Origin of the sequence: Ruegeria sp. HKCCSP346 (assembly GCF_017872595.1) — a bacterium.
Classification (GTDB): Bacteria; Pseudomonadota; Alphaproteobacteria; order Rhodobacterales; family Rhodobacteraceae; genus Ruegeria.
The window spans coordinates 1-7267 of record NZ_JAEDOT010000017.1 but is presented as its reverse complement, the minus strand read 5'-3'; the positions used below and the strand labels follow the sequence as shown (position 1 = coordinate 7267).

At 52.6% G+C, this 7267-nt stretch carries 7 protein-coding genes; 6 read left to right on the top strand and 1 reads right to left on the bottom strand.

All coding sequences use genetic code 11. The annotated features are described in order from the left end of the window. Positions 1-194: 194 nt before the first annotated feature. The 3 genes from I9185_RS20265 to I9185_RS20255 all read left to right on the top strand — a co-directional run bounded on the left by I9185_RS20265 (position 195) and on the right by I9185_RS20255 (position 4486). A complete protein-coding gene (locus I9185_RS20265; protein WP_210093935.1) occupies positions 195-1727 on the top strand; it encodes a phospholipase D family protein in 1533 nt (510 codons plus the stop codon). Between the two features lie 337 nt (positions 1728-2064). Next, entirely contained in the window at positions 2065-3033 is a 969-nt protein-coding gene (locus tag I9185_RS20260; RefSeq protein ID WP_210093934.1) for a zinc transporter ZntB, read from the top strand. 121 nt (positions 3034-3154) lie between these two features. Next, positions 3155-4486, top strand: a complete 1332-nt coding sequence (locus tag I9185_RS20255) for an MFS transporter (protein ID WP_210093933.1) — start codon at positions 3155-3157, stop codon at positions 4484-4486. A 115-nt stretch (positions 4487-4601) separates the two neighbouring features. Here I9185_RS20255 and I9185_RS20250 read toward each other — a convergent pair whose 3' ends face one another. Next, a complete protein-coding gene (locus I9185_RS20250) occupies positions 4602-4820 on the bottom strand; it encodes a hypothetical protein (protein WP_171636968.1) in 219 nt (72 codons plus the stop codon). A gap of 211 nt (positions 4821-5031) precedes the next feature. On the opposite strand from I9185_RS20250, the gene I9185_RS20245 reads away from it, so the two are divergent. Genes I9185_RS20245 through I9185_RS20235 form a run of 3 tightly spaced genes read left to right on the top strand, consistent with a single transcriptional unit; the run spans position 5032 to position 7174 of the window. Beyond that, complete coding sequence (locus I9185_RS20245; RefSeq protein WP_171723931.1) at positions 5032-5532, top strand: DNA starvation/stationary phase protection protein; 501 nt, start codon at positions 5032-5034, stop codon at positions 5530-5532. Between the two features lie 50 nt (positions 5533-5582). After that, complete coding sequence (locus I9185_RS20240) at positions 5583-5867, top strand: coiled coil domain-containing protein (RefSeq protein WP_171637212.1); 285 nt, start codon at positions 5583-5585, stop codon at positions 5865-5867. A gap of 44 nt (positions 5868-5911) precedes the next feature. Continuing rightward, positions 5912-7174 (top strand): DUF2254 domain-containing protein, encoded by a 1263-nt coding sequence (locus I9185_RS20235; RefSeq protein WP_171723929.1) that lies wholly within the window; start codon positions 5912-5914, stop codon positions 7172-7174. The last annotated feature ends 93 nt before the right edge of the window (positions 7175-7267 follow it).

Here is a 7267-nt window from a genome sequence, read left to right as displayed (position 1 = left end):
TCACCGCCCGTTTTTCGAGCCGTGAAACACGCAACCCCGCTGAAATCAATGGGTCCTGACCCTAATTGACAGGATGACGACCAAGGTTTCGTTAAATCCTCACTATGCGATGAAACCTCCTGAAGTTTTATAGAACAAACTTGCAATCGTGACCTCAAGCGTAGTCACCTAAGAGTGACTGCTGGAGGAAACCGATGAAGTCATGGACTGTAGTTCTTTGTGCCTGCTGCACGCTTGTTCTCGTCGCTTGCGCTCCTAAAGTTCGCATTTATGAAAAAACGGTAACGACTTCGTTACCCGCTGCCACAACCACTGAATTGGCTCTAGCAGCCAATCGGCTGGGAGATCCCAAAGACGGCCGTTCAGGCGTCAAATTAATCAGTGACGGTGAGCAAGCTCTGGTGTCACGACTTTTGTTGGCTGCTGCGGCTGAGCGAACGATTGACGCTCAATACTACCTTTTGCACAACGACCCGACAGGTCACCTTTTTGCGGCTAGCCTTTTGCAGGCTGCGGATCGAGGCGTGCGGGTGCGGCTGCTGTTGGATGACATAGATACATCCGGTTATGACGCGATGACAGCCGCGTTGGATCACCATGAGAATATTGAAATCCGCCTGTTCAATCCTTTCTGGCGTGACCAAGGCCTAGTCGTTGCCGGACTAACGGATTTCAAACGCATCAATCGCAGAATGCATAACAAGTCGATGACCGCAGACAACGTGTTCACGATTGTAGGCGGTCGAAATATCGGGGCCGAATACTTTCTGGCACGGGAAGAAATGAACTATGCAGATTTGGACGTATTAGCCGTCGGTCCCGTCGTGAATGAAGTATCGCAGAGCTTTGACGCATACTGGAACAGTGAATTCGCTGTTCCGGCCCGCGTGGTTGTCGGGGAACCCGAAGACTTCACACTTAGCGAAGCGAGAAACAGGTTGAGTGAATTGGTAGAGGAAGCAAAACAAACCCGGTACGGCGCGGCCCTGAGAAAATCGGCGAGGGAAAACTTTGCAGACGGCGCGCTGTCACTAGATTGGGTGCCCGCAAAACTCTACGTCGATCCACCTTCCAAGGCCGCGGGGCTTGAGAACTCAGGTCCAATTCTTGCGTCGCAACTGTTGCCGTATTTCGAAAGCGCTGAAAGTGAGGTGAATATCGTTTCTGCTTACTTCGTGCCACGCAACAATGGCGTGAGGTGGTTGAACGAACTAGAAAACCGCGGTGTCGACGTCAAAGTCGTAACCAACTCACTGGCTTCAAACGACGTCGCACCAGTCTACGCGCACTACGCAAAGAAACGCCGAGCATTGCTGCGTAGCGGGGTTGAGCTTTATGAATTGCGGCCGGACGCCTATCAGGTCCAACGTCGTGGTATTAACTGGGCTCAGTCTCGGTCTGGCCTGCATTCTAAAGCGTTTGCTGTGGACGACCGGTATCTGTTCATCGGTTCGTTCAATTGGGACCCTCGCTCGGTCAACATCAATACAGAAATGGGCATTTTGATCGACTCGCCAGCTCTGACCATTCAAACCTTAGGCGCTTTGGACGAAGCACTGTCGGCATATACCTATCGCGTGACGCTGGAGGAGGCAGGGCAGCTAAAATGGAGCACACGGGACGCAAATGGCAAAGTCCTCGAATATAGCTCAGAACCGACGGGTTCTGCCTGGGATCACATAGTCGCCGGCTTTCTAGGTATTCTGCCCATCGGTTCTCAGCTTTAGAGTTTTTGAAGAGGGCTTGGGACACACATCAAACTTGTTCTGGCCTTTTCCAATGTGCACTCGGTGCAAATCCTCGCGCGTATTCACGACGATGATAAATCTGAACTGGAAGCGCAGAGGGAAATGACCCATCACACATCGGATTGATCGCTCACCTGATACCTTTCATAAGATGAACGCGTTTTGGAATTCTCAGTGTTCAATGCGCCTTGTTCTGCCCGTAACCAATAGTGGCATAGGTCGCTAAACCATTTATGGTCCGTCCAGTTAAGGGAATTGTCCGCGCGCAGTCTTTGGCATGCATTGGCTTCCCAATCGACGCAAAATAGGATCGCCAATGAACACACAAACAGTCACTCCCATCTGTGCGTTTGATATAGTAGCGGGCCAAGCAGTCCCTGTCTCTTCAGATTGGCCAGAACCCTTCGCAAGGCAGCAAAACGGCTACCGCTGGATTCATTTCGACCTCGCCGACAGCGGCTTGAGGCAATGGGCATCCGAACAACTGCCAAACATAGCCGCGCAAGCATTGCTTCAATCCGAAACGCGACCACGATGTGATCTGCACGAGGATGGTATCATCCTGAACCTACGCGGCGTTAACTTGAACCCTGACGCGTCTCCGGAGGATATGGTTTCACTAAGGCTCTGGGCCACAGAAAGAACTATCGTATCTGCCCGTGTGCGCAAAGTCTGGGCAGCAGACAATTTTCGTCTAAGAGCCGAAAGCGGTTCGGGGCCGGAAAGTGTCGGTGCATTTTTGGCAGAACTTGCTGCGGGGCTCACAAAGCGGATTGAGGCTGTTTCCCTTGAACTTGAAGACGAGACAGACTCTCTCGAAGAGGTTGGACTTTCAGGAAATGAAATCAAACCAGAGAGCATTGCGCGATTGCGGCAAACGGTGATCAAACTTCGGCGCTATATCAGCCCGCAACGCGATGCGCTCGACGCTTTGTCCTCATTGAAAAGTAGCGTAATTCACAGCGACGCATCCGTATTGGTCAATGAAACCGCGAACCGCACTCGCCGTACACTTGAGGAACTGGACGCAAGTCGGGATCGCTTGACTGCCCTTCAGGAGCAAATGGACGCCGAACACGCGAATGCGCTTGCTCGAAACGGCTATCTCTTGTCTGTCGTGGCCGCGATCTTTCTGCCACTTGGATTTCTGACTGGTCTATTTGGCGTGAATATTGCTGGCATGCCCGGCTTGAGTGCGCCCTTTGCGTTTTGGGCGCTGACACTGGCGTCGGTTGCCATCGGAATTGCACTTTACTTCGTATTCAAACTCTCGAAGTGGTTGTAGCGAAAGTAGATTGCCAAAGGTTGACCAAACTGCTGTACAGAAAGCCTTGATCACCTTCGCCAAATCGCTATTGCGAGCAAAATAGCTTCTCATTTCTCAGTTTGACATTAGGCTGGACCCGATGTTCCGACAGCTCTTACCGATATCAGCGTTACTTCTTGGTTCGGGGCTTCTTCTGTTCGCAGGTGGTGTCCATGGTCTGATACTTCCCGTTCGTGGCTCTTTCGAGGGTTTTTCCGCCAGCTCTCTGGGCCTTTTGGGAACGGGGTGGGCAGTTGGCTATGTCGCAGGATGCCTTGTTGCACCAAGGCTTGTTGGAGCAGTAGGACATATTCGAACCTTCGGCGTAATGTGTGCTCTTGCCGCCGTAACGATCCTTTTCCAGGCTGTGGTAGTAGAATCGTGGGCTTGGATACCGTCGCGCGCAGTTTCAGGATTTTGTTTTGCTGGCGCGGCAATGATCGTCGAGTCCTGGCTCAACGATAAGGTTGAACCCAATACGCGTGGTACAGTCTTTGGCGTCTACACGATGGTTAACCTGGGTGCGGTGACAGCCGGTCAGATGGCTATCTCACTGGGAGATGCAACAGGTTTCATCTTCTTTGCCATTGGTGCGATGGTCTATTGTTTGGCGCTTATACCAACAGCCCTGTCAACCTCTGAGTCGCCCGCACCCCTGACATCTGTGCGTCTCGACCTGCCGGCGTTGTGGCGAAACTCACCAGTTGCGGTTGCCGCGGTCTTTCTTGTTGGCATTTCAAATGCAGCATTTGGGACGCTTGCTGCGGTGTATGCGGATCGCGTCGGGCTATCACTTACTGCAATTGCTTTGTTCGCGAGTATTCCGGTTTTAGCCGGAGCCTTTGCGCAAGTCCCGATTGGTTTTGCAAGTGATCGAATGGACCGGCGTAAAGTCTTGCTGTTTACAGCGGGTGTGGCTCTCGCTTCGGACCTGGCTTTCGTCCTTCTTGTGCCGGAGTCGCGCGTCATGAACCTTGCTTTGGTCGGGATGTTCGGCGCTGCAATTTTTGCGATGTATCCAATCATCGTTGCGCACGCGAACGACCATGCTACGCCGGGCACCTCGATTCAGGTTTCAGGTGGGTTGCTGATGGTCTACGGGCTGGGATCGATTGTCGGGCCGCTGATAGCAGGTGTAGCAATGACTGGATTAGGGCCACAGGGCCTGTTCATGACAACTGTGGCAGCGCATTGCCTGATGATTGTATTTACGTTCTGGCGGATTATGGCCAAGTCAGCCGTACCTGAAAGTGACAAGACCGCATTTCGCGTCAGCGCTCCGGCAAGGGTGGTTACGCCTGAAACTGCCGTCCTTGCTGTCGGTGAAGATGAGGCAATTTCGCTTGCTGACGCCGAGAGCGGGCTGGGCGCCAGCCCCGATGTGAAGGATAGTCTGGCGCCAAGAACTAATTCTGAAGACAGCCCTTCCTAGTCGTCCCCAATGTGTTCGCGGCGCGCTAGGCTGGTCAACTACCGGCGCGAAGGTGAGAATTGAACATCACCTTAATCAAAAATGGTTTTCGCGCGGGGCTCTGTGAATGTTCCTGTCATTCATCCACAACACGAAACTCGCCGGAAGGCGCATCAGTCGGTGGTTCTTCAAACTCATTGGAAATCAGACCGCGACGGATGAGTTCTCGAATGGCGGCCGCTCTGGAGGGCAGTCTGTTCTCGAACCGCCAATCATCGATGACTTTAAGCTCTTCGAGGTCGAGCATCAGTTGCAGTTTTTCGGTGCGCTTTGGTGGTCGATTTTGATCGGACACTGGCATGACCTCAGTAGCTTACGTCAGTTACTCCAAGCATGTATGGCATTGGGCCTGCGTGTCTACATCAATATTGGCATGTGGGGCAGGATACCCAGGATCATGAAGCACCCCATGATGCGTCGGATACCCATAATAAGTATATGTTTTTATTTGTAATTTTTTGTGTCCCCCTTAGGTTTTACTCCATAAGCAACGAAACGGAGTGAATATGATACAGCAAGTATTGAAGTCTGAAGTTCAGGAAGAAACGAACGATACAGGCATCGACAAAAATGCGTGGATCGCCAACGCGGTGACGGAAATACTGGCCGATACAATGATCCTGATGGTGAAAACCCAAGGCACACATTGGAACGTTGTGGGCCCACTATTCCTGCCGATCCATGAGCTGACAGAGCGTCAGTATCGTGACCTGTTCGAGGCCGCTGATGAATTGGCCGAGCGTGTGCGCGCGTTGGGTCAGGTGGCACCGATTTCGTTCACTGACATGGTTAGTCAGGCAAAGTTGACCGAAGAAGAGATGGTCAAAGATGCGGAGGGCATGATCAAACAATTGGTTGCAGACCACGAAGCGATTGCCCGGAACCTGCGTGAGACTGCCGCGACCGCCGCCCGTTATGGCGATGGGGCTACAGAGGATCTGATGAACGCCAGGATGGCGAAGCATGAAGAAGCAGTCTGGATGCTTAAGGCGATTGTTGCGGCCTAGTGGGCGGCTCCCGTCGATCTGAACCACAGTTTGCGAAGAAAGGAAAAACGATGACACGCGTTGGGTACGAGAAAAAGGCACAGCTGCAACTGGATAGTTGGAATGCCCAGATTGATGTTCTTGAAGCCAAGCTGAAAGTGGCGGAAGCGGATGCCAAGATCGAGCTCGAGGAACAACTCAGCATGCTCTACAAGGTAAGGTCTGACGCAGAAGCTCAGCTGAAAGAGTTGAAGTCGACCAGCGACGAGGCCTGGGAAGACGTCAAAGAGGGCTACGAGGCTGCATGGAATGACATGCAGAGTGCTTTGAAAAAAGCGGCCGACCGGTTCGCGTAAAGCAGGGTTCGTCAAGAAAGCGCGTGTTGTGAATGGGGACTGGAATGCAAACACCCAGAGAATTAGTGAGATACTTTCGCGGGTTCCTAACCATCCCTGCTGCCATAAGTCTTTCAGGGCTTTTGGTGGCTGGGATTGTCTTCAAGACCGAGCAAGCGCTCGTACGTTGGGGTTGGTCCGCTTCCGATTGGCTCAGCGTTTCCAATCGCACTGCGAGCGATGTACTGAGCGCAATCTCGGCAGCATCCATGTCCGCGTTGGTCATGGTCTATTCCATTGTTCTGCTGGTCTACACTTTGGCAGCAGGATCTATTGGCCCCAGGCTCTTGCAGCGTTTTGGCGAAGACAGGGTAAACCAGATTGCAGTTGGTTCACTTGGAGCAACGTTTTTATACAGCTTGATGATCTTGTGGTTAGTACGCGATGACACATCAGTGAACCTAGCCGTGGTGGTTGGCATAATCTATTCGATCGTCTCAGTTCTATTGCTGCTGCTCTTCGTCCATACAGTATCGACGCGCGTAACCATTGATCAGGAGGCGGCGCGGATTTCTGAAGCCTTGGATCGCCAAGTGAGCACCGCGATCGAAAACAGTGCAGATATTCCATCCTCAGAGGCAATTCCTGAGGAGGGAGACAAGCGCCCGGTCCCGGCTTCGGGCACCGGATATGTGAACTCGATCAACACCGAAGAACTGGTGCATGCGGCCAAACAAGCAGGAGCAGTCGTCGTTTTTGATGTGCAGCCTGGTGACTTTATGGTTCCATCGGACATTTTGGCCAATGTTTATGGTGATATTGATGAGAATCTCAATGATCTGGTGCCGGCGGCAGCTCCGTTGATCCCCGCGCGAGACCCTAACGGAGATATCCGTTTTTCTGTCCATCTTCTCGTTGAAATCGCACTTCGGGCATTGTCGCCGGGTGTCAACGACACGTTCACCGCAATAGTCTGCATCGACCGTCTGTCGGCCTCACTGGCCCGTGCGTGGTCGTCCAAGCTCTGCACGGGTGTGTATCGAGATGACGACGGAGCCGTGCGGGTGGTTTACCCATCCATCACGGCAGAGTCGTTGTTTAACGACTCGATGCCAGCTCTAAGACGCGCCGCTCGGGGCAATGGCCTCGTGACGGCCGCCCTTATTCGAGCTTTGGTGCGCATTGCTGAAGCGGCTCCAGAAAAGAAAGCGCGGGCTGTTGTAGATGAACTATCCGCAGTCAGAGATGAGACCCGAGAAAGCGATATGCTGGAGCGCGATATTGATAAGTTTTGTGGTCAAATCGAAACTGCAATTAAAAGGGTTTAGTCAACCGTCCTGGACATTTGCAGTCCAGCTCGGCTCTTTCGCAAACTTTGTTCCCACCTGTCAGGTCAAGCTTAGTTTTGGTAGCGCATGCTC